19 protein-coding genes are annotated in these 24,133 nt (G+C 55.8%); 8 read left to right on the top strand and 11 right to left on the bottom strand.

Features of this window, described 5'->3' with window-relative positions; genetic code table 11:
• Nucleotides 1-77 precede the first annotated feature (77 nt).
• Both xylB and xylA read right to left on the bottom strand, forming a co-directional pair.
• Nucleotides 78-1,532, bottom strand: coding sequence for a xylulokinase (gene xylB / locus SPG90_RS18595; RefSeq protein ID WP_045400248.1), 1,455 nt, complete (start codon nt 1,530-1,532; stop codon nt 78-80).
• Nucleotides 1,533-1,604: 72 nt separating this feature from the next.
• Nucleotides 1,605-2,927 (bottom strand): xylose isomerase, encoded by a 1,323-nt coding sequence (gene xylA, locus SPG90_RS18590; protein ID WP_087823749.1) that lies wholly within the window; start codon nt 2,925-2,927, stop codon nt 1,605-1,607.
• 371 nt (nt 2,928-3,298) lie between these two features.
• Here xylA and xylF point away from each other — a divergent pair, with 371 nt between their 5' ends.
• The 4 genes from xylF (at nt 3,299) to xylR (ending at nt 8,276) form a co-directional block, all read left to right on the top strand.
• On the top strand, nt 3,299-4,291 hold the full coding sequence (xylF, locus tag SPG90_RS18585) for a D-xylose ABC transporter substrate-binding protein (protein ID WP_032650791.1): 993 nt from the start codon (nt 3,299-3,301) through the stop codon (nt 4,289-4,291).
• Nucleotides 4,292-4,363: 72 nt separating this feature from the next.
• On the top strand, nt 4,364-5,905 hold the full coding sequence (locus SPG90_RS18580) for a xylose ABC transporter ATP-binding protein (protein ID WP_047173764.1): 1,542 nt from the start codon (nt 4,364-4,366) through the stop codon (nt 5,903-5,905).
• On the top strand, nt 5,883-7,064 hold the full coding sequence (gene xylH, locus SPG90_RS18575; RefSeq protein ID WP_322408267.1) for a xylose ABC transporter permease XylH: 1,182 nt from the start codon (nt 5,883-5,885) through the stop codon (nt 7,062-7,064). Before SPG90_RS18580 ends, xylH begins: the two co-directional genes overlap by 23 nt.
• 33 nt (nt 7,065-7,097) lie before the next feature.
• Nucleotides 7,098-8,276 carry a D-xylose utilization transcriptional activator XylR gene (gene xylR / locus SPG90_RS18570; protein ID WP_023309935.1) on the top strand — a complete coding sequence of 393 codons (1,179 nt, stop codon included), beginning with the start codon at nt 7,098-7,100 and terminating at the stop codon, nt 8,274-8,276.
• Between the two features lie 40 nt (nt 8,277-8,316).
• On the opposite strand, the gene SPG90_RS18565 is transcribed toward xylR, so the two are convergent.
• On the bottom strand, nt 8,317-9,141 hold the full coding sequence (locus SPG90_RS18565; RefSeq protein ID WP_032661838.1) for a protein bax: 825 nt from the start codon (nt 9,139-9,141) through the stop codon (nt 8,317-8,319).
• Between the two features lie 313 nt (nt 9,142-9,454).
• Between SPG90_RS18565 and SPG90_RS18560 the strand changes: the two genes are divergently transcribed.
• Nucleotides 9,455-11,485, top strand: a complete 2,031-nt coding sequence (locus tag SPG90_RS18560; protein WP_045400259.1) for an alpha-amylase — start codon at nt 9,455-9,457, stop codon at nt 11,483-11,485.
• Nucleotides 11,486-11,723: 238 nt separating this feature from the next.
• Nucleotides 11,724-12,980 (top strand): valine--pyruvate transaminase, encoded by a 1,257-nt coding sequence (avtA, locus tag SPG90_RS18555; protein ID WP_126303880.1) that lies wholly within the window; start codon nt 11,724-11,726, stop codon nt 12,978-12,980.
• A gap of 4 nt (nt 12,981-12,984) precedes the next feature.
• On the opposite strand, the gene SPG90_RS18550 is transcribed toward avtA, so the two are convergent.
• Together SPG90_RS18550 and SPG90_RS18545 are read right to left on the bottom strand one after the other, a co-directional pair.
• Nucleotides 12,985-13,440 carry a 4Fe-4S dicluster domain-containing protein gene (locus SPG90_RS18550; protein WP_045357253.1) on the bottom strand — a complete coding sequence of 152 codons (456 nt, stop codon included), beginning with the start codon at nt 13,438-13,440 and terminating at the stop codon, nt 12,985-12,987.
• 383 nt (nt 13,441-13,823) lie between these two features.
• Nucleotides 13,824-14,564: a MipA/OmpV family protein gene (locus SPG90_RS18545; RefSeq protein WP_126303882.1), complete on the bottom strand. Its 741-nt coding sequence runs from the start codon at nt 14,562-14,564 to the stop codon at nt 13,824-13,826.
• Between the two features lie 120 nt (nt 14,565-14,684).
• Between SPG90_RS18545 and SPG90_RS18540 the strand changes: the two genes are divergently transcribed.
• The gene (locus SPG90_RS18540) at nt 14,685-15,647 is read left to right on the top strand and encodes a LysR family transcriptional regulator (protein WP_045357250.1); all 963 of its coding nucleotides are present in this window, start codon (nt 14,685-14,687) and stop codon (nt 15,645-15,647) included.
• On the opposite strand, the gene aldB is transcribed toward SPG90_RS18540, so the two are convergent.
• Nucleotides 15,644-17,182, bottom strand: coding sequence for an aldehyde dehydrogenase AldB (aldB, locus tag SPG90_RS18535; RefSeq protein WP_023309928.1), 1,539 nt, complete (start codon nt 17,180-17,182; stop codon nt 15,644-15,646). The genes SPG90_RS18540 and aldB overlap by 4 nt on opposite strands.
• 165 nt (nt 17,183-17,347) lie before the next feature.
• On the opposite strand from aldB, the gene SPG90_RS18530 reads away from it, so the two are divergent.
• Nucleotides 17,348-18,232 (top strand): ROK family protein, encoded by an 885-nt coding sequence (locus tag SPG90_RS18530; protein ID WP_045400261.1) that lies wholly within the window; start codon nt 17,348-17,350, stop codon nt 18,230-18,232.
• Between the two features lie 3 nt (nt 18,233-18,235).
• Here the strand turns inward: SPG90_RS18530 and selB are convergent, their stop codons facing one another.
• The 5 genes from selB to SPG90_RS18505 form a co-directional block, all read right to left on the bottom strand.
• On the bottom strand, nt 18,236-20,074 hold the full coding sequence (gene selB / locus SPG90_RS18525; protein ID WP_126303884.1) for a selenocysteine-specific translation elongation factor: 1,839 nt from the start codon (nt 20,072-20,074) through the stop codon (nt 18,236-18,238).
• Entirely contained in the window at nt 20,071-21,456 is a 1,386-nt protein-coding gene (gene selA / locus SPG90_RS18520; RefSeq protein WP_045400269.1) for an L-seryl-tRNA(Sec) selenium transferase, read from the bottom strand. Before selA ends, selB begins: the two co-directional genes overlap by 4 nt.
• Before the next feature lie 103 nt (nt 21,457-21,559).
• Nucleotides 21,560-22,168 (bottom strand): glutathione S-transferase, encoded by a 609-nt coding sequence (locus tag SPG90_RS18515; protein WP_047173758.1) that lies wholly within the window; start codon nt 22,166-22,168, stop codon nt 21,560-21,562.
• 90 nt (nt 22,169-22,258) lie between these two features.
• Nucleotides 22,259-23,395 carry an HlyD family secretion protein gene (locus SPG90_RS18510; RefSeq protein WP_047173757.1) on the bottom strand — a complete coding sequence of 379 codons (1,137 nt, stop codon included), beginning with the start codon at nt 23,393-23,395 and terminating at the stop codon, nt 22,259-22,261.
• A 2-nt stretch (nt 23,396-23,397) separates the two neighbouring features.
• Nucleotides 23,398-23,754: a DUF3302 domain-containing protein gene (locus SPG90_RS18505; RefSeq protein ID WP_045400278.1), complete on the bottom strand. Its 357-nt coding sequence runs from the start codon at nt 23,752-23,754 to the stop codon at nt 23,398-23,400.
• Nucleotides 23,755-24,133 lie beyond the last annotated feature (379 nt).

Raw genomic sequence — 24,133 nt, 5'->3', positions numbered from 1 at the left:
ACACCATACTGGCAAGGAAATGAAGGCACGCACAGACCAAAAAAGGACATCCTCGTGCCTCTCCAGGACAAGCGTATTTACGACATCAGAGGCAGCAGCTGCTGGTAGATTTTGCGGAACACGTCGCGCCTTTCCGCGTACCGCGCATGGCGCGTTGCATCAGGCAAATGCGCCTGTTCAAGCTTCAGCTGCGGCAACAGTTGCGAAAGCAGCTGTTCCGGATGAATGGCTATCTGCGCCAGACGCGCGGCACCGAGCGCGGGCCCGACATCCCCGCCGGTGCGGAAATCCAGCTGCAAACCGCTGATATCCGACAGCATCTGTCGCCAGTAAGGGCTTCGCGCACCGCCGCCAATCAGGGTGACGCTCGTCGGTTTCAGGCCGCAGTCGTGCACCACGTCCATCCCGTCGGCCAGCGCATAGCCCACGCCTTCCAGAACCGCACGCGCCAGTTCTGCCGGGCCATGTTGATGGGTTAAACCAAAGAACACCCCTTTCGCTTCCGGGTTGTTGTGCGGCGTACGCTCGCCGGAAAGATACGGTAAAAACCAGACGGTACCCGCAGCGTCATCCGCCTGCTGGGCTGCGGAAATGAGAGCCGGAACGTCGGCCATGCCGGTGAGTTTTGCCGCCCAGTCCAGGCAGGATGCCGCGCTGAGCATCACCGACATCAAATGCCATTTCCCGGGAAGGGCATGACAGAAACTGTGCACAGCGCTTTCAGGATTACTGCGATACCCGTCGCTGACGGCAAAATAGACGCCAGACGTTCCCAGTGACAGCATCGCCTGGCCCGCCTCAACCATCCCTACACCGACTGCGCCCGCCGCGTTATCGCCGCCCCCGGCTACCACCGGTACGGCAGGCATATTCCAGCGTTCAGCAACGGCTGGCAGCAGTGCGCCTGTCACCTCACAGCCTTCGTACAGCGCGGGCATATGTTCCCGGGTCAAATGGCAGGCATCCAGCATCGCCTCGCTCCAGTCGCGCTTCGCCACGTCGAGCCACATGGTGCCCGCGGCATCCGACATGTCGCTGGCGAAATCGCCCGTCATGCGAAAACGCAGATAGTCTTTCGGCAGCAGGACTTTCGCCACCTGACGGAAAATCTCCGGTTCATGGCGCTGCACCCACAGCAATTTGGGCGCAGTAAAGCCGGGCATCATCAGGTTACCGGTAATCTCGCGGGAATTGGGTACGCGTTCCTCAAGAAGCGCACACTCTTCCGCACAGCGGCCATCGTTCCAGAGGATCGCAGGACGCAACACACGATGCTGGCTATCGAGCAGCGTAGCGCCGTGCATTTGTCCGGCAATCCCCAGCGCTTTCACGTCGCGCAGGCTGTGCTGCTCACCTAAGGCTTTGATTGCGCGATCCGTCGCCTGCCACCACTGTTCCGGATCCTGTTCCGACCACAGCGAATGCGGACGTGAAACCTGCAGCGTTTCCGTCTGCGTTGCTAACACGTCGCCCTGCTCGCTCAACAGGATAGCTTTCACACCCGATGTGCCAAGATCGATCCCGATATACATTACGGTGACTCCTTTAACAGAAATGCCCGGTGGCGCTAACGCTTACCGGGCCTACGTGCATCTTCAGCTCAATCACTTATCAAACAGATAGTGGTTTACGAGATTTTCCAGCAGTTCCTGGTGCCCGCTCTGGTGCTGCGGCGCCAGCTGCTGTTGTTCAGCGTACTTCGCAATTTCCGCCAGCGATAACTGACCTTTCAAGATTTGCTGGCCCAGCTCACTGTTCCAGCCGCTGTAACGCTTCGCTACGCGCTTATCCAGCTCGCCGTCTTCAATCATGCGCGCGGCCACTTTCAGCGCCAGCGCCATGGTGTCCATCGCGCCAATGTGGCCGTAGAACAGATCGTATTTGTCGGTGCTCTGACGACGTACCTTGGCGTCAAAGTTCAGGCCGCCGGTGGTGAAACCGCCCGCTTTGACGATCTCGTACATCACCAGCGCATTCTCTTCCACGCTGTTCGGGAACTGATCGGTGTCCCAGCCCAGCTGTGCATCGCCACGGTTCGCATCGACAGAGCCGAAAATGCCCAGCGCAATGGCAGACGCGATCTCGTGATGGAAAGAGTGGCCCGCCAGCGTGGCGTGGTTGGCTTCAATGTTCACTTTGATCTCTTTTTCCAGACCGAACTGCTTCAGGAAGCCATACACTGTCGCCACGTCGTAGTCATACTGGTGCTTGGTCGGTTCCTGCGGTTTCGGCTCGATCAGCAGCGTGCCGCGGAAGCCGATTTTGTGCTTATGGTCGACAACCATCTGCATAAAGCGGCCAATCTGCTCGCGCTCCTGACGCAGGTCGGTGTTCAGCAGCGTTTCATAACCTTCACGGCCACCCCACAGGACATAGTTCTCGCCACCCAGCTGATGCGTAGCGTTCATTGCCGTCACCACCTGCGTGGCTGCCCAGCTAAACACTTCCGGATCCGGATTGGTTGCCGCGCCCGCGCCGTAGCGTGGGTTGGTGAAGCAGTTTGCCGTGCCCCAGAGCAGCTTCACGCCGCTTTGCTGCTGTTTCGCCGCCAGTACATCCACCATCTGCGCAAAATTGTTCAGATACTCTTTCAGCGACGCCCCTTCCGGCGACACGTCCACGTCATGGAAGCAGTAGTACGGCACGTTCAGCTTGTGGAAGAACTCAAACGCCACATCGGCTTTGCGCTTTGCCAGCTCAATGGCCTCACCCGGCTGCTGCCACGGGCGGTCAAAGGAACCCACGCCGAACATATCGGCGCCGTTCCAGCAGAAGGTATGCCAGTAACAGGCGGCAAAGCGCAGATGATCTTCCATGCGCTTACCCAGCACCAGCTCATCCGGGTTGTAGTGACGAAATGCTAAAGGATTGGTCGTTTTTGGGCCTTCGTAACGAACACGATCGAGTTGGTCGAAATAAGCTTGCATATTGAGCTCCATAATCAGGGTATGCGGCGAGTCGTTGATACAGGAGTAATAGTGAATAGACATTTTGGGTTGCTCAATTACGTTATTTCACACTGCTATTGAGAGAATGCACAACTGTGCGCTGGCTCGCAAAATAATGCGCAGACAAACTATTTTTCGGCGCGTATTCCAGAATCAAATGTAATTAAGACGTTACGTATTTTAAAATCCGATCGCGGTCATAAATTCAGAAATAAACCAAATATCATAATGAGAAGATAAAAATCTGTAATTGCCAGCCCGCCTTTCCGCGTTAAAAATTTGCTGCGTCTCAGCAGTGAATGTTTCTTTTATCTCAGCAACACATACCCCTACAAAAAGGCCTAATAATTATGAAGATAAAGAACCTGACTCTAACGCTCTGCACTACGCTCCTCCTTGCAAGCTTTGCAGGACATGCCAAAGAGGTCAAAATTGGTATGGCGATTGACGACCTCCGCCTGGAGCGCTGGCAAAAAGATCGCGATATTTTTGTGAAGAAAGCAGAATCCCTCGGCGCCAGCGTGTTTGTTCAGTCGGCTAATGGCAATGAAGAAACACAAATGTCGCAGATCGAGAATATGATCAACCGTGGCGTCGATGTTCTGGTCATTATCCCCTATAACGGCCAGGTATTAAGTAACGTGGTGAAAGAAGCCAAACAGGAAGGCATAAAAGTCCTGGCCTATGACCGCATGATTAATAATGCGGATATTGATTATTATATTTCGTTCGACAATGAAAAAGTCGGGGAATTACAGGCGCAAAGCCTGATCGACAAAGTGCCTCAGGGCAATTATTTTCTGATGGGCGGCTCTCCGGTAGATAACAACGCCAAACTGTTCCGCGAAGGGCAAATGAAAGTCCTTAAGCCGTACATCGATAACGGGAAAATTAAAGTGGTTGGCGATCAGTGGGCCGACGGCTGGCTGCCAGAAAACGCGCTGAAAATTATGGAAAACGCGCTGACGGCCAACAACAACAAAATTGACGCGGTTGTGGCCTCCAACGATGCCACCGCAGGCGGGGCTATCCAGGCCCTGAGCGCACAGGGGCTGGCCGGTAAAGTCGCCATTTCAGGACAGGATGCCGATCTCGCTGGCGTAAAACGCATTATCGCAGGCACCCAAACCATGACGGTCTACAAACCGATTACCCAGTTGGCCAATACGGCGGCAGAAATCGCCGTAGAGCTGGGCAATGGCAAACAACCTAAAGCAGACGCAACGCTGAATAACGGGCTGAAAGATGTTCCGGCTCGCCTGCTCACACCGATTGAAGTCAACAAAGAGAACATTGACGCCACCGTGGTTAAAGACGGTTTCCACAAGAAGAGCGAACTGTAATCCGGCGCAGCCCCTGCTCTGCGGGGGCGCATCACGTTGTACTGTTCTTCCCTCGGGTTATGTGGAGCGGTTATGCCCTATTTACTTGAAATGAAAAGCATCACCAAGCGCTTCGGCACGGTGAAAGCCGTCGACAACGTTAGCCTCCGGTTGAACCCCGGCGAAGTGGTTTCGCTGTGCGGCGAGAACGGCTCGGGCAAGTCGACGCTGATGAAAGTGTTGTGCGGGATTTACCCCCACGGCAGCTACGAAGGCGAAATCGTCTTTGCCGGCGAAGTGATTCAGGCAACACACATCCGCGATACCGAGCGCAAAGGCATCGCCATTATTCACCAGGAGCTGGCGCTGGTGAAGCATCTCACCGTGCTGGAGAACATTTTCCTCGGGACCGAAATTTCCCACCGCGGCGTGCTGGATTACGACACCATGACGCTCCGTTGCGAAAAGCTGCTGGCGCAGGTGAGCCTCAACATTTCACCGGATACCCGCGTGGGGGATCTGGGCCTCGGGCAACAGCAGCTGGTCGAAATCGCTAAAGCGCTCAATAAACAGGTCAGGCTGCTGATTCTTGATGAACCCACGGCGTCGCTCACCGAACAGGAAACCGCGGTTCTGCTCAATATCATCCGCGATCTGCAAAACCACGGCATCGCCTGCATCTACATTTCGCACAAGCTGAACGAGGTAAAAGCCATTTCGGACACCATCTGCGTGATCCGCGACGGGCAGCACATCGGCACGCGTGAAGCCGCCGGGATGAGCGAAGATGACATCATCACCATGATGGTGGGCCGCGAGCTAACGGCACTCTACCCGAATGAACCCCACGCAACGGGCGATGAAGTGCTGCGCGTGGAAAACCTGACCGCGTGGCACCCCGTTAACCGCCACATCAAGCGCGTGAATAACGTGTCGTTTTCCCTTCACAGCGGAGAAATTCTTGGGATTGCGGGCCTCGTCGGTGCCGGGCGCACCGAAGCCGTACAGTGTCTGTTTGGCGTGTGGCCGGGGCGCTGGGAGGGCTCGATTTATATCGACGGCCAGCCGGTGAAAATCGACAACTGCCAGCAGGCAATTGCCCGCGGCATTGCCATGGTGCCGGAAGATCGTAAGAAAGACGGCATCGTGCCGGTGATGGCGGTCGGTAAAAACATTACGCTTGCGGCCCTCGATCGGTTCTCCGGCGCGCTGAGCAGCCTGGACGATGCCGCCGAGCAGCAGTGTATCCTCCAGTCGCTTGCCCGGCTGAAGGTCAAAACCTCTTCGCCGGAGCTGGCGATTGGCCGCCTGAGCGGCGGCAACCAGCAAAAGGCGATTCTGGCGCGCTGCCTGCTTCTCAATCCACGCATTTTAATCCTTGATGAGCCCACGCGCGGGATTGATATCGGAGCCAAATACGAAATCTACAAACTGATTAATCAGCTTGTACAGCAAGGGATTGCCGTCATCGTCATCTCGTCTGAGTTACCCGAAGTGCTCGGCCTGAGCGACCGCGTGCTGGTCATGCACGAGGGAAAACTGAAAGCCAACCTGATTAACCAGAACCTGACGCAGGAGCAGGTGATGGAAGCCGCTTTAAGGAGCGAACGTCATGTCGAAAAGCAATCCGTCTGATATCAAAGTCGCTGTTCCGACGCCCGGTGCGTTCGCGGGGCTAAAAGCGCTGAACCTGCAGGTTTTCGTGATGATCGCAGCAATCATCGTCATCATGTTGTTCTTCACGTGGATGACGGATGGCTCTTACCTGAGCGCGCGTAACGTCTCCAACCTGCTCCGCCAGACTGCCATCACCGGCATTCTGGCCGTGGGCATGGTCTTCGTGATTATCTCTGCGGAAATCGACCTGTCGGTCGGTTCGATGATGGGTCTGCTTGGCGGCGTGGCGGCGATTTTCGACGTCTGGCTTGGATGGCCGCTGCCGCTGACCGTGGCGGTCACGCTGGTGCTGGGTCTGGTTCTGGGGGCCTGGAACGGCTGGTGGGTTGCCTACCGTAAGGTGCCGTCGTTCATCGTCACCCTGGCGGGGATGCTGGCCTTCCGCGGAATTTTAATCGGTATTACTAACGGTACCACGGTCTCCCCCACCAGCGCGGCCATGTCGCAAATTGGCCAGAGTTACCTCTTAGATAGCATAGGCTTTACGATCGGTGTGGTGGGACTGCTGGCGTTTGTCGCGTGGCAGTGGCGGGGACGTATGCGCCGTCAGGCGCTGGGTCTGGCATCGCCTGCATCAACGTCCGTGGTGGGGCGCCAGGCGCTCACGGCGGTCATTGTGCTCGGCGCCATCTGGCTTTTAAACGACTATCGCGGCGTTCCGACCCCCGTCCTGCTGCTGGCGCTTCTGCTGCTGGGCGGCATGTTTATGGCCACGCGCACCGCGTTTGGTCGCCGTATTTATGCCATTGGCGGCAACCTTGAAGCGGCCCGCCTCTCGGGTATCAATGTCGAGCGTACCAAGCTGGCGGTCTTCGCCATTAACGGCCTGATGGTCGCTATCGCCGGGTTGATCCTCAGCTCGCGTCTGGGTGCTGGCTCTCCCTCCGCCGGTAACATCGCCGAGCTGGATGCTATCGCCGCCTGCGTCATTGGCGGCACCAGCCTCGCAGGGGGTATCGGGAGCGTGGCGGGCGCGGTCATGGGGGCATTTATCATGGCGTCGTTGGATAACGGGATGAGTATGATGGACGTCCCGACGTTTTGGCAGTATATCGTCAAGGGGGCCATTCTTTTACTGGCAGTCTGGATGGACTCGGCCACCAAGCGACGGGCCTGATAACCGTATTGTGACTTAATTGGGAAGTGAGCCATGTTTGAAAAGCGTCACCGCATTACGTTGTTATTCAATGCCAATAAAGCCTACGACCGTCAGGTGGTGGAAGGTGTTGGTGAATATTTGCAGGCGTCGCAATCTGAATGGGACATTTTTATTGAAGAAGATTTTCGCACCCGTCTGGAGAACATTAAAGACTGGCTGGGCGATGGCGTCATTGCCGACTATGACGATCCCGTCATTGAGCAGCTGTTGACCGACGTCGACGTCCCGATTGTGGGCGTCGGCGGCTCCTATCATGCGCCCGAACACTATCCGCCGGTCCACTATATTGCCACCGATAACCATGCCCTGGTCGAGGCCGCCTTTCTCCATTTAAAAGAGAAAGGCGTCCATCGCTTCGCGTTTTATGGGTTACCGGCCACCAGCGGCAAGCGCTGGGCCGTTGAGCGAGAACACGCGTTTTGCCAGCTGGTCGCACAGGAGAAGTATCGCGGCGTGGTGTACCAGGGGCTGGAGACCGCGCCGGAAAACTGGCAGCACGCGCAAAACCGCCTGGCGGACTGGCTGCAAACGCTGCCGCCGCAAACCGGTATTATCGCCGTGACGGACGCTCGCGCGCGGCACGTGCTGCAGGTCTGCGAACACTTACACATTCCGGTGCCCGAAAAGCTGTGTGTGATTGGCATAGATAACGAAGAACTGACCCGCTATCTGTCTCGCGTGGCGCTCTCCTCCGTTGCTCAGGGCACGCGTCAGATGGGCTATCAGGCGGCGAAGCTGCTGCATCGTCTGCTGGATAAAGAATCTCTGCCGCTTCAGCGTTTGCTCGTGCCTCCTGTCCGCGTGGTGGAGCGTCGCTCAACCGATTATCGCTCCTTAAGCGACCCGGCCGTCATTCAGGCCATGCACTACATTCGCAACCACGCCTGCAAAGGGATTAAGGTCGATCAGGTGCTGGATTCGGTGGGCATTTCGCGTTCGAATCTGGAGAAGCGTTTTAAAGAAGAGGTGGGCGAAACCATTCATGCCGTCATCCATGCTGAAAAGCTGGAGAAAGCACGCAGCTTGCTCATTTCCACGTCACTGTCGATCAACGAAATCTCGCAGATGTGCGGTTACCCGTCTCTGCAATACTTCTATTCAGTGTTCCGCAAAGAGTATGACACCACGCCGAAGGAGTATCGGGATCGCCACAGCGAGGTGCTGATATAGAAAAGAAAACGCCTTCCAGTGGAAGGCGTTTTTTTTGAGATTACATATGGGCGGCGATTAAACGCTGGTTATCCTGGTACATGGCGAACAGATAGTTGTTATAGCTCTGTCCCTTTGTCGAATAACCTTTCAGCTTGTGGATCATCGTACTGGCCGTCACTTCCTGGTCCGCTTTACGCAGCTGAGCGCGTGATTTACGGAACGATGAGTAGGCCGGGTGCGTGTTCAGATTCACTACGTAAGCGCTGACGGAATCTTTCACAGATTCAAACTGCGAATAGCCTTTCACCTTGCCAGGGGCATTATTACAACGACCTTTCACACATTTCATGCCGAAAAGGTTGTTGTTGCTACGCGCAAGCTTTGAAGTACCCCAGCCGCTTTCGGCAGCAGCCATGGTCGCAACCATGCTGCCCGGGATGATATCTACACGTTCAAGGAGAGCATTCCACGGCACACGACGGGTGTTACCGTTCCAGCTCAGCTTGTAGCGCTTCGTGATATCTTTCAGACGCGCGCGCTCTGACGGCGACCAGCGGCTATCGTACTGTTTAGAAATCAGCCAGTTACGATCCGCAGTAATCGCGGCATTTTGACTCGTGATGTAAGGCATTACCGTCCGGAGAAACGCTTTTTTCCTTGGTGTTCCGGAAGGGTATTTTCGCAAATCAGGAAGTGAACTACTCTTTGCACTATTGCGAGAATACTCTTGTTTACTGCTAACCTTACTACTTGTCGTCTTTATTACGTGGGCTTTCTTACTCGTTGTATCCGTGTGCGTCTTCGCAAGCACCTCACCCGAAAAGGCCGTGGTGAGTAACATGAGTATCGCAGCCCCATATCGTCGAATGGGAGTCGATATCATTAGGTCTCCTGGTCGGATGTAATCATCCCAACACCTTATTTTTTCACAAATTTGAGAGCGGAATCTCAAATCATATCAAAAATAGACTTCAAGAGCACGTATAGAAATAGTCCAATTCCGAAACTATGTCACCTGAAACTTGCTCATAAAAACATCATTCCACAAAAACTGTGTGCGCTATCGCAGATAACTGCCTAATTTTGCGCGAGATCACTCATCCTCACGCATCCTCCTGGCAGAAAGCGACAGGGGATGAGTTTCATCCCCCCGCCTGATGGCACACTGGTCAAAAATGCCGCGACAGGAAAAAGGAATGAAACGTACCGCATTAGCCTTTCTGATGTTACCCGCACTGGCACATGCCGACTGGTCATCGCCGGGGTTTAACGCATTTACCGCCGAAGGCACCGGTGTCTTCACCAGCCAGGCAAAGCTTGCGAAGGGTACGCGTCCTCTGACGCTGAGTTTTGACAAGACGTGCTGGCAGCCTGCGGATGCGATAAAACTCAATGAGATGCTGTCGCTCAAGCCCTGTGACGGCACGCCGCCGCAGTGGCGCCTTTTCCGCGACGGTGACTACCAGATGCGGATTGATACCCGCTCCGGCACGCCCACCCTCATGCTGACGATTCAGAGTACCGCAGAACAGCCGGTTGCAAACGTTATCCGCCAGTGTCCGAAGTGGGACGGCAAACCGCTGACGCTGGACATCAGCAGTACCTTCCCGGAAGGCTCCGTGGTGCGCGACTACTACAGTAAACAGACGGCGACGGTGCAGAATGGAAAAATCACCCTGCAGCCAGCCGCTAACAGTAACGGCCTGCTGCTGCTTGAGCGCGCCGAAACCGACAGGCCGGCGCCGTTTAGCTGGCAAAACGCCACCGTCTATTTTGTGCTGACCGACCGTTATGTGAATGGTGACCCGGGCAACGACAACAGCTACGGTCGTCATAAAGACGGTATGCAAGAGATTGGCACCTTCCACGGCGGGGATCTCAAAGGACTTGCCGGCAAGCTCGATTATTTACAGCAGTTGGGGGTGAACGCGCTCTGGATAAGCTCCCCGCTTGAGCAGATCCACGGCTGGGTAGGCGGTGGCACCAAAGGAGATTTCCCCCACTACGCCTATCACGGCTACTACACCCAGGACTGGACCAGGCTCGACGCCAACATGGGCACCGAAGATGATTTACGCCATCTTGTCGACGAAGCGCACAAGCGCGGGATCCGCGTTCTGTTTGATATCGTTATGAACCACGTTGGCTATGCCACGCTGGCAGACATGCAGGAATTTCAGTTTGGTGCCCTGTACCTTCAGGGTGATGAGCTGAAAAAGACGCTGGGAGAACGCTGGACGGACTGGAAGCCGGGCGCGGGCCAAAGCTGGCACAGCTTTAACGACTACATCAACTTTAGCGACAAAGCCGCATGGGAGAAATGGTGGGGCAAGAAATGGATCCGCACGGACATCGGCGATTACGACAACCCTGGCTTCGACGATTTGACCATGTCGCTGGCATTTCTGCCGGATCTGAAAACGGAATCCACGACGCCTTCCGGATTGCCTAACTTTTACCAACACAAGCCCGACACCCGCGCGAAGGCCATCCCGGGATATACCCCGCGCGATTATCTGACCCACTGGCTGAGCCAGTGGGTACGCGACTACGGCATCGACGGTTTCCGGGTGGATACGGCGAAACACGTTGAGCTTGCGGCCTGGCAACAGCTGAAAGACCAGGCAAGCCAGGCGCTGGCCGCCTGGAAAGGGGCGAACCCGGACAAAAAGCTCGACAACGCACCCTTCTGGATGACCGGGGAATCCTGGGGCCACGGGGTGATGCAAAGCGATTATTACCGCCACGGTTTTGATGCGATGATTAACTTTGACTATCAGGAGCAGGCGGCAAAAGCGGTGGATTGTCTGGCAGATATGGATCTCACCTGGCAGCAGATGGCGGAAAAGCTGCAAAGCTTCAACGTGCTGAGCTATCTCTCATCACACGATACGCGTCTGTTCCGCGAAGGGGGCCAGCGAGCTGCGGAGCTGCTTCTGTTAGCACCGGGCAGCGTACAAATCTATTACGGGGATGAATCCGAGCGTCCGTTCGGGCCGACAGGTTCTGACCCATTACAGGGCACCCGATCAGATATGAACTGGCAGGACGTCACGGGCAAGCAGGCCCTAACCGTCGCCCACTGGCAAACGCTGGGTCAGTTCCGCGCCCGCCATCCGGCGATCGGTGAAGGCAAGCAAACCACATTGTCGCTGAAAGAGGGATATGGCTTCGTGCGAGAGCACAAGGGCGATAAGGTGATGGTGGTATGGGCAGGTAATCAATAATTCTCCCCCACCCTAACCCTCTCCCCGCAGGGGAGAGGGAACCGCACGGCGCCGTCTTTTCCCCTTCTCCCTCTTGGAAGAGGGTCGGGGTGAGGCAAAATCCACCAGAACTATTCACTGTATAAATCCAACTCCGCCATACAAAACAACAAATCCGACCACATCACCCGATTTGCACCAGCACGGTGCTAGCGTTATGGTTACCCACTTTCAAAATAAGCTCGACAGATCACCTGCTATGACGTTTTCACTTTTCGGCGACAAATTTACCCGCCATTCAGGCATTACTCGCCTGATGGAGGACCTCAACGACGGGCTGCGCACACCGGGCGCAATCATGCTCGGCGGCGGAAACCCGGCTCAAATTCCGGAGATGAATACCTATTTCCAGACGCTGCTCGCTCAGATGCTGGAAAGCGGCAAAGCAACCGATGCGCTTTGCAATTACGACGGCCCGCAGGGGAAAACTGAACTGCTGGCACTCCTCGCCGAAATGCTGCGTGACGAGCTGGGTTGGGATATCGAACCACAGAATATTGCACTAACAAACGGCAGCCAGAGCGCGTTTTTCTACTTGTTTAATCTGTTCGCAGGGCGTCGCGCCGACGGCACCACCAAAAAAGTGTTGTTCCCGCTGGCGCCGGAGTATATCGGCTACGCCGATTCCGGCCTGGAAGAGGATCTGTTCGTCTCCGCGCGCCCGAACATTGAGCTGCTGCCGGAAGGACAGTTCAAATATCACGTCGATTTTGAACACCTGCATATTGGTGAAGAGACGGGCATGATCTGCGTATCGCGCCCGACTAACCCAACGGGCAACGTGATCACCGACGACGAACTGATGAAGCTGGATGCTCTCGCGAATCAGCACGACATTCCGCTGGTGATCGATAACGCCTACGGCGTGCCGTTCCCGGGCATTATCTTCAGCGAAGCGCGTCCGCTGTGGAACCCGAACATTGTCCTGTGCATGAGCCTCTCTAAGCTGGGTCTGCCGGGCAGCCGCTGCGGCATCATCATCGCCAACGAGAAAATCATCACCGCCATTACCAATATGAACGGCATTATCAGCCTTTCACCAGGCGGCATTGGCCCGGCGATGATGTGCGAAATGATTAAGCGCAACGATCTGCTGCGTCTGTCTAATGACGTGATCAAGCCATTCTATTACCAGCGCGTTCAGGAGACGATTGCGATACTTCGCCGCTACCTGCCGGAAGAACGCTGCCTGATCCACAAGCCTGAAGGGGCGATTTTCCTGTGGCTGTGGTTTAAGGATTTGCCTATCACCACCGAACTGCTCTACCAGCGCCTGAAAAAGCGCGGCGTGCTGATGGTACCAGGCGATTATTTCTTCCCGGGGCTGGATAAGCCGTGGCCGCATACACACCAGTGCATGCGCATGAACTACGTGCCCGATCCGGAAAAAATCGAAGCGGGTGTTAAAATTCTCGCCGAAGAAATTGAAAAAGCCTGGCGCGAAGACGGTCAGTAAGTTCTTACGCCAGATTATGCAGCCGTTCGGCGCGTAGTCTGGCAGGATCAACGCATCGCAACGCGTGGGTTGGACAGGCCTCCACGCAGGCCGGTCCGCCTTCGCGATGCAGGCATAAATCACATTTCAGCGCCTGCGGCTTATTTCCCTCCATGCGCACCTGCATCGCCCCGAACGGACACGCCACCATACAGCTTTTGCACCCAATGCAGCGCGTCTGCTCAACGAGCCAGGCTCCCGCCGTACGGCTGATAGCATGGGTTGGACAGACGTTAGCACATGGCGCATCCTCGCACTGATGGCAACCCACTGCCGTTGTGTAGTCGTCCCCCTTAACCACCCGAAGGCGGGGCGTAAAGGCATGAGCGGAGACGGCGTCCTGATGCGACACCGCGCAGGCCACTTCGCAGGTGCGGCACCCAATGCATTTTTCCGCATCCGCCACGATAAATCGGTTCATCTGTTACGCCTCGCGCACGTTAAAATCCAGTTCTTTTGAGATAGCCGCTGGCGCTACCGTCGGAATCAGAATGAATGTAAGCCGGATAAAACATAACGACTCCTGATATCCGTGCTTAATTCCCACCCGTCGCCAAATACGGGCGAGAGTGCACGGTTTAATTTTCTTTAAGAATGATACACATGATGCACACCTTTATTGATGGCGCAGATCGCATTAGCGTATCAGGAATATTAATGAGGAAGTCATGACGGGAAGGGAAAACGGAAGATCGGTACTCTCAAATATGCCCGGCGGCGCTTCGCTTGCTCGGGCCTACGTAAAACTGCGACGGCAGTCCATGTAGGCCGGGTAAGGCGAAGCCGCCACCCGGCTTTAACGCATCAGAAACGCCAGGTCAGGCCGGTCATCAGCGCGAAGCTGTCGTCGCGGTCGATCATCGGGCTGTTCTTCACGTCGTCAGGCAATACGGTGTAGACCGCGCTGGCGTTGAGATACAGCTTCTGGGTTAACTGATATTTGGCCGCCAGGCCAACGTATGGCGTCCAGCTGTCACCGGCGGTGTATTCATCCAGACCTGAGCGGCGAGACTCGTTGCCGGATACGCCGTAGTAGTAGTCGTTATAGCTTTCGTCGCTATAGAAAATACCGACAGAGGGCGTCAGGGTCAGGCGTTCCATCCTGATTGGACGGAAGTAAGAAACCTCGCCGATCATACCGCCGCTTTCATCCGTGGCATCACCAGAGACCGCCACTTTCAGAGAACCCCAGCGTTCGTGGCGGTAGTACGCGCCGCCGAGGAAGGCAGAGGCTTTACGCTCATCAAGCTGTTTCATCTGATGGTCGTCGTTGTCATCTGGATCGAAATGCAGCGGCATCCACAATGCGGTCAGGCTGAGTTCATTTTTTGCATCTTTCCACAGGATCCATCCGCCCGTGGTCTGGCGAACATAAAAGTTGTCGCCTTCGTAACTAATTAACGGTACTGCGGTCGTATTTTCGTTATAGCCTTTGTAAGGAGACTCATTAAATACAGCCCCCGCTCCTAGTGAAAAGTCACCGGCCATTGCTGAGGATGTTGCAAATAACGTGGCCGCGATGAGTAAATTGTATTTAATAGTCATTACATGTAATCCATTAAAATGCCAAACAAGCGAGGCGCATAATAATGGTTACAAATTTGCCAATGCAACGCTGTGGTTTATATAATATTATATATAAAATCATATAGATGGGTGTGCAGGATGAGTAATTTACAGCTGAAGCCACGCGAATTAAAAATCATATCCGTCATCGCCGCAACTCGCAGCATTGGTGATGCCGCCGCCCTGCTGGGCATGGCGCAGGCCAACGTCAGCAAATATCTGTCTGATTTTGAAACACGGGTTGGACTCAAGGTTTTTGAACGCACCACGCGTCAACTGGCGCTTACTCAGTTCGGTGAAGCGTTACTTCCCTATGTTAACGCCACGCTGGATAAAAATACTCAACTTGTTAATTTCATTGCGGATTACAAGCATGAAAAACGCGGAAAAGTCACGATTTACGCCCCTACGGGTATCGTGACCTATCTCGCGCGTCACGTGATCCATCAGATAGAAGATATCGGTGACATCCGCATCTCCCTGAAAACCTACAACCTCGACCGGAATGAATTTTCAGAAGGCGTTTCCTTTCCGGATGACTGCGACATTTTAATTACCTATGCGCAGCCGAAAGACGAAAGTCTGGTTGCCAGCGTGTTAACAAAATATTCCGTTACAGCATTTGCAACCGTTGATTATTTAAATAAGCATCCCTTAAAGGGACCTGAAGATTTAATTAATCATTCCTGTATTCTCATTGACTCCATGCTGGTCGATGATGCAAATATCTGGCGTTTTCGCGTGCACGGCAGCGATAACGTGCATGACTACCGGGTGACCGGTAATTATATTTGCGACAATACGCAGACGGCCCTGGAGCTGGCAAGAAATAATCTTGGGATTGTTTTTGCGCCAAAAGAGAGTCTGAAAAAAGAATTAACGCAAGGGATGCTGGTTCCCTGCTTCCCGCATCAGGAAGAGTGGTGGCTCGATCTGACGGCCATCTTCCGCAAACGCGAATACCAGCCCTGGCGCGTGCAATACGTTCTGGATGGCGTTCTGAACTGCCTGCGCCAGCAAATTGCTCAGGCCGCCCATGGACGGCCTGAGCTGGGCGATTAGAACAGCCCCAGCGGTTTATCGGAGTAGCTGACCAGCAAACATTTCGTTTGCTGATAATGCTCCAGCATCATCTTGTGGGTTTCACGCCCGATGCCCGATTGCTTATAACCGCCAAATGCCGCGTGCGCAGGATAGGCGTGGTAGCAGTTGGTCCATACGCGCCCGGCCTGAATGCCTCTGCCCATTTTATAGGCCAGATTACCGTTGCGGCTCCAGACGCCTGCCCCCAGGCCATACGGCGTGTCGTTGGCAATCTCCAGCGCCTCCTCCATCGTTTTGAAGGTGGTCACGGCCAGCACCGGTCCGAAAATTTCCTCCTGGAAGACGCGCATGTTGTTCTGACCGAACAGGATCGTTGGCTCCAGGTAATACCCTTCCTGCAGATCCCCACCGAGCACCTTACGGCGACCGCCGGTCAGAATATCCGCCCCCTCTTTCTTGCCGATGTCGATGTAGTTGAGGATGGTTTCCAGCTGTCCATGCGAGACCTGCGCCCCCATCTGCGTCACGTTATCGAGCGGGTTACCGCTGCGGATAGACTCGACGCGGCGAATGGCCCGCTCCATAAAGCGCTCATAGATGGACTCCTGCACCAGCGCGCGGCTTGGGCAGGTGCAGACTTCGCCCTGGTTAAACGCAAACAGCGCAAACCCTTCCAGGGCTTTATCAAAGAAGGCATCCTCTTCCTCCATCACGTCCGCGAAGAAGATGTTCGGGGATTTCCCGCCCAGCTCCAGGGTCACCGGAATGATGTTCTGCGTGGCGTACTGCATAATCTGCTGGCCCACTTCCGTCGACCCGGTAAACGCCACTTTAGCGATCCGTTTCGAGGTAGCCAGATATTCCCCTATCTCACCGCCCGCACCGTTGACCACGTTAATCACGCCCGGCGGCAGAAGGTCGCCAACGATTTCCATCAGCAGCAGTACCGAGAGCGGGGTCAGACGCGCCGGTTTCAGCACAATGCAGTTGCCGGCCGCCAGCGCGGGCGCCATTTTCCAGCTCGCCATCAGCAGCGGGAAGTTCCACGGAATGATTTGCCCGACGACGCCCAGCGGTTCGTGGAAATGATACGCCACGGTGTCGCTGTCTACCTCGCTTATTCCGCCCTCCTGAGCGCGAATGCAGGAGGCAAAATAGCGGAAGTGGTCGATGGCCAGCGGCACGTCTGCCGCCATCGTTTCCCGGATCGGCTTGCCGTTATCCCAAGTTTCCGCCGTCGCCAGCAGCTCCAGATTCTGCTCCATCCGGTCAGCGATTTTGAACAAAATAGCCGCGCGGTCCTGAACTGAGGTATGGCCCCATTTATCTTTCGCTTTGTGCGCCGCATCCAGCGCCAGATCGATATCGCGCTTGCCGGAGCTGGCTATTTCGCACAGCGGCTGGCCGGTTACGGGGGTCAGGTTGGAATAGTATTCGCCGTCGACGGGAGCTACCCAGTCGCCGCCAATAAAGTTGTCATAACGAGGCTTCAGCTTGAGGGGAAAACCATACTCGCCGGGCTGGATACGCGATGAGGGAGGATTGTTTGTCATGACCGTCTCCTTGCTGTTGGTGTACAACAAGGGTAGTTCCGGCTGGCGTTTTTCTCGCCAGTGGGTGACGGGTTTACGAGCCGTATCACGGATTACCGTACTTTACGTTTCGTTTCTGCCACTGAGCCATACTTAACAAGTCAAGAGCTCATAAGGAACGATGCGATGCAGCTATTTATCGGTTTTGACGTAGGCGGAACCCATATCAAGCACGGCGTGATTGATGAAAATGGCAAGGAGCTGACGACAGACGAGTACGATACCCCTGAGGATAAAAACACCTTCAAAAAGAAGTGGAAAGCGGTAGTTGAAGCGTATCAGGACGAATACGATATCGTCGGTATCGGCGTGAGCTTTCCCGGCCATATTAACCACCATAGCGGCGAAGCGGCTAAAGCGGGCGCGCTCGACTATCTCGACAGCGAAAACCTGTGCGAACTCTTCTCCGATCTGACCGATCTTCCCGTCACCGTGGAAAACGACGCCAACTGTGCAGCGCTGGGCGAGCGCTGGCAGGGCGCGGGTAAGGATTACGAGCATTTCGTCTGTATCACCATTGGCACGGGCATCGGTGGCGGGATTGTGATGGAAGGCGATCTCTATCGCGGGTCGCATTACCGCGCCGGCGAATTTGGCGTGCTGCCCGTGGGGGACCAGGGCGAACCGATGCACGAGGTTGCGTCTGCCAGCGGCCTGATGAAAGCCTGCCGCCGCGCGCTGGCCGTTTCAGAAGAAGAAATGCCTGACGGCAAGGAGCTGTTTAAACGTATGGAGAGCGACGTGCATCTGCGCGAAGCTATTGAAGCCTGGGCGCATTTTCTCTCGCGCGGCATTTATAGCGTGATCTCGATGTTCGATCCACAGGCAGTGCTGATTGGCGGAGGGGTAAGCGAGCAGGAGAAAATCTATCTCCTGCTCGATAAGTACCTGGAGCGATTCGAGGAATGGGAAGCACTCAAAGTGCCCATTCTGCCCTGCGAGCTGGGTAACCAGGCAGGAAGACTGGGCGCGGTATGGCTGGCAAAGCAAAAACTCTCCCGCCACACGTAGCGCTCAGGGAAATAGCTGCGCGTCACGAAGCAGATGGTCATTACCCCGACGGCGGGTAAAGCCGATACGGTTGAAATATTCCAGGATCTGTATCGCCAGCTTGCGGCCCACGTTCAGCCGATCGCGGAAATCGGCTGCGCAGGTAGAGCCCCGCTCTTGATCCAGCTCGCGGATCAGGTTCGCAAACGCCACAATGCGATCGTTACGGTAATAACGATCTTTCACGATCGCGACTATCAGCCCCTGCTGCGCCGCATGGCGCAATACCTGACGCATTACCTGCTCGTCGGTATTCGTTTCGCGGGCCAGATCGCGAACCCACCACGGCTCATCGCCAAACAGCGAGGCCACTTTTTGCCATACCGCTTCTTGCTCTGCGGTAAACCCGGCCTTGTGATCCGGCAGATGCAGCCAGCCGTGATGGCTTTTGATCGCCCCGCTTTCGCGCATGTTTTCAATCAGCAGCAGCACCAGCGCATCGTCTTCCATCGGCAGCGCCATGCGCCGCAGACGCTCACGGCCCGGGCCAGGCTCATCCTGATGCTGTTCATGGTACGTTGCGAGCGTGCTCAGTATCTTACGCTGCCAGTTCGCAGCAACCGGGGCGTTTAGCAGACTGTTTCCAGCCTGAATAAAGCCCGGCTGCTGGGCCAGCAGGCGTAACCCTTCCTCGCTCAGCTGGCGTGCCCATGCAAAATCACGCAGGCTCACCGCACCGCGCTCAAGATGCACCCGCAGCGCGGTGTTATCATCGCTGGCCTGCGCCAGAGCAGCCAGCCACTGCAGATATTCAGGTTTACGCTTGCCGCGTCGCGGTGGATTCAGCGCGACCACCCGTGCCCCGGCAAGCGTTTCCCGCGCGGAAATATCACGCAGAACCAGACGATCGTTGTCTGCAAGCCAGAGCGGTGAATCGAATACCAGTTCGGCAAGGTCGTTTTCCAGCAGCGACACGCGTCCGGTGATATGGCTGGCCGCGTGGTGAATATGCAGCGGCTGCCATTGGGTCAGGGGCACGTTTGTCTGCAGGCAAACAATGACGCGTTCAGACGGCTCAGGTGGGGCATCGGCCAGCAGCCAGTCGCCGCGGTTAAGCTGCTCTTTTTCCGCATCCCCGGCAATGTTCAGCGCGATCCGCTGCCCGGCATGAGCACGCTCCGCGGGCTGGTTTTGCGCATGTAAGCCTCGCACGCGCATCGCCTTGTTAACGCCCGTCAGCCAGAGCGTATCACCTACGTTCACTTCACCGCTCAGCGCCGTACCGGTCACCACCAGCCCCGCGCCTTTCACGGTAAACGCCCGGTCAATTGCCAGACGGAAGCGGTGATGGCTGGCGTGGTCACGCGACGAAAGCTGCCGTAAGTGGTGGCGAAGTTCATCGATACCGCGCCCTTCTGTCGCCACGGTGACAAAAAGCGGAGCATCGGCAAAACCATACTCCTGCAAGGTCGACTGTACCGTTTCGCGCACTTCGCTGACGCGTGCGTCATCCACGCGATCGGCTTTGGTCAGCGCCACGGTCAGCTGCGGGTTGCCGGTCAGCTGCAGGATCGCCAGGTGCTCGCGGGTTTGCGCCATCACGCCGTCATCACAGGCCACCACCAGCAGGGCATGATCGATGCCGCCCACGCCCGCCAGCATGTTAGACAGAAACTTTTCATGCCCCGGTACATCTATAAAACCCAGTACGCGACCGTCAGGCTGGGGCCAGTAGGCATAGCCCAGATCGATGGTCATACCGCGCTTTTTCTCTTCCGGCAGGCGGTCGGCGTTTATGCCGGTAATCGCCTGCAGTAGCGTGGTTTTTCCGTGGTCGACATGACCGGCGGTGGCAATAATCATTTCAACAACATCTCCAGAAATCGCTCTTCATCTTCAAGGCAGCGCAGATCCAGCCACATTCGGCCATCGTAAATCCGCCCGATAACCGGCGCGGGCAGGCCACGCCAGCGCGACGACAGGGCTTCAAGGTGGCTGCCACGCCCGTCACGCGGGGTGAACGTGAGCGCTTCACTCGGCAGCCTGTCCACCGGCAGCGAACCGCTGCCAATCTGCGACTGGCAGGGTTCAATGCGAACGTCAAAATCGGGGTAGCACGGGGCAATGCGCGGCAGCAGTAATACGGCCTGGGCGCGAATCGAAGCGGCATCGCGGGTTAACAGACGCAGCGTGGGCAGGCGGTCGGCCAGTTTCTCCGGATGGAGATAGAGCCGCAGCGTCGCCTCCAGCGCGGCAAGCGTCATTTTATCGGCTCGCAGGGCGCGCTTGAGCGGATGCTGCTGGAGCTGCGCAATCAGCTCGCGCTTGCCGACGATAATCCCGGCCTGCGGCCCGCCAAGCAGCTTGTCGCCGGAAAAGCTGACCAGGCTGACGCCTGCGGCAATCATCTCTTGCGGCATCGGCTCTTTGGGCAGCCCATAAAGGCTCAGATCCACCAGCGAGCCGCTGCCGAGGTCGGCAATCACCGGAATATTCAGTTCGCGGCCAATCGCCGCCAGCTCGCCCTCTTCAACCGTTTTGGTGAAGCCTTCAATATGATAATTGCTGGTGTGAACCTTCATCAGCAGGGCGGTATTTTCATTCACCGCCGCGCGATAATCTTTCGCATGGGTGCGGTTGGTAGTGCCCACCTCATGCAGCGTGCAGCCCGCCTGGCGCATCACGTCCGGAATACGAAACGCCCCGCCAATCTCCACCAGCTCGCCGCGGGAAACCACCACCTCTTTGCCGCTGGCGGTGGCCGCCAGCATCAGCAGCACCGCTGCGGCGTTGTTATTCACAATGCAGGCATCTTCCGCGCCGGTCAGCTGGCACAGCAGGTCCGCCAGCGCCCGGTCACGATGCCCGCGTCCGGCGCCGTCCAGATCGTACTCCAGCGTCACGGGCGCCCGCATGGCCTGTACAACCGCAGCCACCGCTTCTTCCGCCTGCTGCGCGCGTCCCAGGTTGGTATGCAGGACGGTACCGGTCAGGTTAATCACCGGGCGTAACGCGCTTTGCGCTTTCTCATCCAGCCGGTGCTCAACTTCCTGCTCCCACGCCGCGCACCAGTCGGGCAAGGCGTTTTCTGCCTGAATAGCGCATCGGGCTTCGTCCTGAAGCAGGCGTAACATTTCCACCGTCGCGGTATGGCCGAAACGCTCAACTGCAGCATGAATGCGGGGCTCGCGAAGGAGACGGTCGGTAGCGGGGATCTGGCTGTACAGCGAACGATGAGTAGTCATGAAAGCGCCTGGCGAGTAAATATCTTCCCCCCTCCCGACGGGAGAGGGAGTTAACATGTGGAGGGATTGTACCGCCTCCGACGCCGAAGTGTTATAACCCGCATCAAGCCTTTGGCGGTTCGGTACGGGCAAAGCTCTCGCGGCTAAAAAGCGTGTCTGCAAGTTTCACCAGCAGCGGACGGTCGACGCACCAGCCAGGGGAAACCCGGCGGAAGTTGAGATAGCCGATGGCGCAGGCGATAGCGATAGTTGCCAGGTTCAGGCTGTCTGTTTGAATCTTTCCTTCCCGGATGAGCTGTTCGCACCTGTCCAGGCTGCGGCTGATTTTTTCCCGCTGGCGTAACAGTTCCGCTTCCGACTGCTGGGCGACGGGCCTTGCCTGTTCACGCACGGAGGTTAACGCCGCATCCATAATGCCATCGGCCAGGGCTTCAATTTGCTTCACTGCCAGCGCCGCTTTTGGGTCAGCCGGCAGCATTGCCGGGGCAACGCCCAGCAGCTCGATATACTCCGCAATAATCGGGGAATCGAACCAGTATTCGCCCTCGTCCGTCACCAGCGCCGGGACTTTCCCCAGCGGGTTGTACTGCGCGACGCCGTTTTCAGCGTTGTAGGGCTGTTCATTGATGAATTCAAATTCAATCCCTTTCTCCAGCAGGAGAATCGAGATCTTTCGCACGAAGGGACTGGTGTAGCTACCGATGAGTTTCATTGCCTGATCCTTGATGCCGGAAAAAAGTCAGTATGGATCAAGCGATGAAAAAAGGGCAGGTTTGCGTGTCGCATTCCTGCCCCGGAAGGATTAGTGATCGAGATAGAGGTAGTGCATCCAGCTGGTCATGCGCAGCAATACTTTACGCATCACCGAGACGTGGGCGAAATGGTCCGAGTAGACCGCCACCTGGGCATAGATACCGTCTGGCAGGGCATCGACATCGGCGTTAGGCTCCAGCTCAATCAACGCCTGTACGCCATCCGTACCCGGCACGACTGTCAGTGCCTGCAGCGCACCCTGTGCCTGATAAGACCCGCCTGGCACTACTGGCAGAACGCTGGTGAGCTTACCGGTAAACACCTGACCCGGGAGTGCGTTAAACACCACTTCCGCTTCATCGCCCGGCTTCAGACGCAGCAGCGAGTTCTGACGGAACTGGGCCACAATCTGACGCTTCTGTTCAGGAATAAAGACCATCACCGGACGCAGCGGCAGCGCGGCGGCGTACGTCCCCGGACGGATCAGCACCTGGGTGATGTAACCATCGCTCGGCGCACGCACCACGGTCTGATCCAGGTTGTATTTCGCTTCAGCAAGCTGCGCGCGTAAGGAGGCAATCTGCGACTGCTCGCCGTTCACCATGCTGTCCAGCTGGCTTTGAATTTGCGTCTGTTCAGCAACGGAGCCTTTCACCAGCGCATCCTGCGCCAGATAGTTCTGCCGCGCGTTGTCGATATCGCTTTCAGAGAACGGATTCACCTTCGCCTGGCTGCCTTTCAGGTAGCGCTGATAATCTTTATACAGGCGGTCACGCTCTGCGGAAACGCGCGTCGTATTGGCGACGGCTTCCGCCAGCTGCGCTTTAAGATTGTCGATATTATGCGTCGCGGTCACCAGGTCGGCCTGGAGTCTGTCGACGCGCGCCTGATAGCGGCCCGGATCCAGTTTAAATAACACTTCGCCTTTTTTAATGAGCTGGTTATTTTTATCGGTCACTTCACTAACCACCCCGGTAACCTGCGGCGTAATCGGAATAGAAATAACCGCTTTTTGCGCCGTAAAGGTGTACGGATGGTTATAGTTCATTAACAGAATAAGTCCGGCAACAATAAACACCCCGCCTAATGTTGCGGTGGCAAGCGTCCACTGGTTTACCGGAATGCGGAATATTTTAAAGATGGCCCAGGCAAATGCCACGTAGGTCAAAATAATCAACAGATCCATGATTAGCGCTCCAGCGTGTTATTATCAGCAGCAGGCTTTACCGCGGCCAGCTTTTGTTCTAATTCTGCCACGCGTTTGGCCAGCGCATCCATGCCCGGAACCTCATCAGGCTTGGTGATGTGGTTTTGCATCCCCCAGCCGCGATCTTCACGGTACAGCGTGGCCCATATCCACAGGAACGGCCAGATGGCATGGAGCGTAAACAGGCTAATCCAGCCTGCCGTATGAATCGCATCGGCATGCGGATGGTTACGCTTTTTGGCCATATTATAAGGAATGTCATGGATGGCGATGATTCCATAAAACAGAACCAGAAATACAAAAATCAATACGCCCAGCGCAAAATAGTTGAGAAACATATTCTCCTCACTTAAACAGCGTCAACTCATTGAATTAATAAAACAGTACGCAACCTAATTAATTTATTTTGAAATACATAAGGTATGCTGGTTATTTCAGAGCCGGGGAGTATCGGTTTTTATAATATCTCCGTGCAAGTTTATAAGCGTGTCAAAATATATCCTGAATAATAATATACTTAACCTTACAATATGAGCGTAATCCACGTTTTAACTTTTCGCCATACCACACATCAAAAGTGGTTTTTTAGCTTAACGTGTTGCGCTATGCCATCCTGACGCCGAATCGCTAAACAGAGTTTGCCGCCGATCACAGCCGGAGAAATCTGCATAAAAATATTTTGTGAAATCGGTCACAATACAGAAACAAACACACAAA

Origin of the sequence: Enterobacter sp. D2, from assembly GCF_034427575.1 — a bacterium.
Classification (GTDB): domain Bacteria; phylum Pseudomonadota; class Gammaproteobacteria; order Enterobacterales; family Enterobacteriaceae; genus Enterobacter; species Enterobacter cloacae_M.
The sequence above is the reverse complement of the archived record's forward strand: the minus strand, read 5'-3'. Positions and strand labels throughout refer to the sequence as shown.

What these genes read in the sequence shown, in the direction of transcription:
- SPG90_RS18545 (WP_126303882.1), bottom strand. Translation starts at nt 14,564, where the DNA reads ATGACTATTAAATACAATTTACTCATCGCGGCCACGTTATTTGCAACA.
- selB (WP_126303884.1), bottom strand. Translation starts at nt 20,074, where the DNA reads ATGATTATTGCCACCGCCGGTCATGTCGACCACGGAAAAACCACGCTA.
- SPG90_RS18510 (WP_047173757.1), bottom strand. Translation starts at nt 23,395, where the DNA reads ATGGATCTGTTGATTATTTTGACCTACGTGGCATTTGCCTGGGCCATC.
- SPG90_RS18540 (WP_045357250.1), top strand. Translation starts at nt 14,685, where the DNA reads ATGAGTAATTTACAGCTGAAGCCACGCGAATTAAAAATCATATCCGTC.
- xylA (WP_087823749.1), bottom strand. Translation starts at nt 2,927, where the DNA reads ATGCAAGCTTATTTCGACCAACTCGATCGTGTTCGTTACGAAGGCCCA.
- xylF (WP_032650791.1), top strand. Translation starts at nt 3,299, where the DNA reads ATGAAGATAAAGAACCTGACTCTAACGCTCTGCACTACGCTCCTCCTT.
- SPG90_RS18515 (WP_047173758.1), bottom strand. Translation starts at nt 22,168, where the DNA reads ATGAAACTCATCGGTAGCTACACCAGTCCCTTCGTGCGAAAGATCTCG.
- xylH (WP_322408267.1), top strand. Translation starts at nt 5,883, where the DNA reads ATGTCGAAAAGCAATCCGTCTGATATCAAAGTCGCTGTTCCGACGCCC.
- SPG90_RS18530 (WP_045400261.1), top strand. Translation starts at nt 17,348, where the DNA reads ATGCAGCTATTTATCGGTTTTGACGTAGGCGGAACCCATATCAAGCAC.
- SPG90_RS18560 (WP_045400259.1), top strand. Translation starts at nt 9,455, where the DNA reads ATGAAACGTACCGCATTAGCCTTTCTGATGTTACCCGCACTGGCACAT.
- SPG90_RS18580 (WP_047173764.1), top strand. Translation starts at nt 4,364, where the DNA reads ATGCCCTATTTACTTGAAATGAAAAGCATCACCAAGCGCTTCGGCACG.
- SPG90_RS18565 (WP_032661838.1), bottom strand. Translation starts at nt 9,141, where the DNA reads ATGATATCGACTCCCATTCGACGATATGGGGCTGCGATACTCATGTTA.
- selA (WP_045400269.1), bottom strand. Translation starts at nt 21,456, where the DNA reads ATGACTACTCATCGTTCGCTGTACAGCCAGATCCCCGCTACCGACCGT.
- SPG90_RS18550 (WP_045357253.1), bottom strand. Translation starts at nt 13,440, where the DNA reads ATGAACCGATTTATCGTGGCGGATGCGGAAAAATGCATTGGGTGCCGC.
- xylB (WP_045400248.1), bottom strand. Translation starts at nt 1,532, where the DNA reads ATGTATATCGGGATCGATCTTGGCACATCGGGTGTGAAAGCTATCCTG.
- aldB (WP_023309928.1), bottom strand. Translation starts at nt 17,182, where the DNA reads ATGACAAACAATCCTCCCTCATCGCGTATCCAGCCCGGCGAGTATGGT.
- SPG90_RS18505 (WP_045400278.1), bottom strand. Translation starts at nt 23,754, where the DNA reads ATGTTTCTCAACTATTTTGCGCTGGGCGTATTGATTTTTGTATTTCTG.
- xylR (WP_023309935.1), top strand. Translation starts at nt 7,098, where the DNA reads ATGTTTGAAAAGCGTCACCGCATTACGTTGTTATTCAATGCCAATAAA.
- avtA (WP_126303880.1), top strand. Translation starts at nt 11,724, where the DNA reads ATGACGTTTTCACTTTTCGGCGACAAATTTACCCGCCATTCAGGCATT.